The organism is Mycobacterium sp. (genome assembly GCF_035697385.1).
In the GTDB taxonomy this organism is placed as follows: Bacteria; Actinomycetota; Actinomycetes; order Mycobacteriales; family Mycobacteriaceae; genus Mycobacterium.
Window position 1 is genome coordinate 1 of record NZ_DASSCY010000099.1, and the last position, 2,078, is coordinate 2,078.

Consider the following 2,078-nt stretch of genomic DNA (forward strand, 5'->3'; position numbering starts at 1 on the left):
TTTATCGGGGCGGACCGTGGCTGGGTAACCGACTGTCGGTTTGTCCCGCCCCCGCCAGGCCACCGGTTGCTCGACGGGATCCGGCGATGGGAAGAGTGGGTCAATGGCCAATCCGCTCTGCCGTCGATCATCAGAATGGCGGTCGGACACTACCAATTCGAGTGTCTGCACCCTTTCAACGACGGCAACGGTCGCCTAGGACGCCTAGTGTGTGCGCTGCAGTTGACCCGGTACGGGGAACTTCAAAATCCGATCCTCAACATCGCACCCTGGCTGGAGCGGAATCGCACTGAGTATCAACACCTTCTGCTGCAGGTGTCGCTTACGGGAATATGGGACGACTGGGTTCAGTTCATGTGCGCTGCAATCCATGCTGAATCATTGGAAGTCATCCGGCGCGTAGATCAGCTGCACAACATCCGCCAGACATTCAAGGCGCAGTTGGCCGAAGCCGGGGCGAAGGGCGTTTCCCTCAGGATCGCTGAGGACCTGATCGGTTACCCGATGATCACCGCCCAGCTCGCGGCCGAACTCTACGACGTGTCTTATCAGGCCGCGAACAGTGCAATCCAGCGTTTGGTGGATCTCGGCGTCCTCCGCCAACGAAGCCAAGGGCGGTATGCGCGCATTTTCTCGAGTGACGCTGTTCTCGCGATACTCGAATGAGTTGCGAGCTCCTAGCTGAGGACCTCAGCAAACGTCAAGTGCGCCGTTCACCTGCGGTTGCAGATGGCTGGCTTTGGCGGTGGCGGAGGGATTTGAACCCTCGGACGGGGGTTACCCGTCACACGCTTTCGAGGCGTGCTCCTTAGGCCGCTCGGACACGCCACCGTGTGGCAGCTTACCGATGACCGAGCGGACAACCCAAACCGTGCTCCATGCTCTTCGCGCAAGCGCTCATCGCTGCTCAATGCTCTTCGCGCAAGCGCTCATCGCTGCTTGGCGAAGAACGCCTCCAGCGGCGCCGCGCACTCGTCGGCAAGAACTCCCCCGCGCACTTCCGGCCGATGCGTCAGCCGCCGATCGCGGACCACGTCCCACAGCGAGCCGACAGCCCCTGTCTTCGGCTCCCACGCACCGAACACCAGCCGCGCAACCCGCGCCATCACCAGCGCACCCGCGCACATCGTGCATGGTTCGACGGTGACGGCCAGCGTGGTGCCTTCCAGCCGCCAGCCGTCGCCGAGCACTTGAGACGCCGCCCGCATCGCCAGGATCTCGGCGTGCGCGGTCGGATCCCCCAGCTCTTCGCGTGCATTGGCCGCCCGCGCCAGTTCGGTGCCGTCGGCGGCGACGATCACCGCCCCGATGGGCACGTCACGAGGCCCCACAGACCCCGCGGCGTCGAGAGCGGCGCGGATGAGGTCTTCGTCGGTCACCGATCGAGTTTTTCGAGCACCGCCGATAGCTCGTCGGCGAAGCCCATCTCCCTGGCGATCCGGCCCAGTTGTTCGTCGGCGTAGAGGTCGGTCTCGTCGAGGATGACGCCCAAAACCGCCTCGGGCAGTCCGATATCGGCCAGAAGTCCCAGGTCGCCCTCCTCGAACGGGTCGGCGTCTTCGAGTTCACCGGGGTCGAGGTCGGCGTCGAGCTTTTCCAGCGCCTCGGCAGCGATGTCGTAGTCCAGCGCGGCGGTGGCATCCGACAGCAGCAGCCTTGTCCCGGCCGGCGCAGGCCGCACGATCATGAAGAATTCGTCATCGATATCCAGCAGTCCGAAAACCGCGCCCGCACTACGCAATTCGCGAAGTTCGGTTTCCGCGGCGGTCAAGCTGGTCAACGCAGCACGGCGCATGGGTGCGCAACGCCATTTGCCGTCCTCCCGGACGACGGCGACGCCGAAACCGTCGGGAATTTCGACGGTCTGGTTCTGCGCCGAGGCACTTTGGGCTCCCATGTGGGCCAACGGTAGTCCCCGACCTGGTCTTTGACTAGCAATCCGCACCAAGCCTGACGTCGGTCGATGCAACCGCATGTGCCAACCTTGGAGGGTGACAAAGACACCCGTTTGCGTGGTGGGTCTGGGTCTCATCGGGGGCTCGGTGATGCGTGCCGCCGCGGCGGCGGGGCGGGAGACT

Annotated in this window: 3 protein-coding genes, 1 tRNA gene and 1 pseudogene; 2 read left to right on the top strand and 3 right to left on the bottom strand. The window is 64.1% G+C overall.

The window, feature by feature from the left end:
* Positions 1 to 666: Fic family protein (locus tag VFH65_RS08800; RefSeq protein WP_353320763.1), on the top strand; the 666-nt coding region annotated here is incomplete at its 5' end.
* Positions 667 to 740: 74 nt separating this feature from the next.
* On the opposite strand, the gene VFH65_RS08805 is transcribed toward VFH65_RS08800, so the two are convergent.
* The 3 genes from VFH65_RS08805 to VFH65_RS08815 all read right to left on the bottom strand — a co-directional run bounded on the left by VFH65_RS08805 (position 741) and on the right by VFH65_RS08815 (position 1,897).
* Positions 741 to 831 (bottom strand) — tRNA-Ser (locus tag VFH65_RS08805).
* Between the two features lie 98 nt (positions 832 to 929).
* On the bottom strand, positions 930 to 1,379 hold the full coding sequence (locus VFH65_RS08810; protein ID WP_353320764.1) for a nucleoside deaminase: 450 nt from the start codon (positions 1,377 to 1,379) through the stop codon (positions 930 to 932).
* Positions 1,376 to 1,897: a tRNA adenosine deaminase-associated protein gene (locus tag VFH65_RS08815; RefSeq protein WP_353320765.1), complete on the bottom strand. Its 522-nt coding sequence runs from the start codon at positions 1,895 to 1,897 to the stop codon at positions 1,376 to 1,378. Before VFH65_RS08815 ends, VFH65_RS08810 begins: the two co-directional genes overlap by 4 nt.
* A 76-nt stretch (positions 1,898 to 1,973) precedes the next feature.
* On the opposite strand from VFH65_RS08815, the pseudogene VFH65_RS08820 reads away from it, so the two are divergent.
* Positions 1,974 to 2,078, top strand: a pseudogene (locus tag VFH65_RS08820) (prephenate dehydrogenase); the annotation flags it as partial.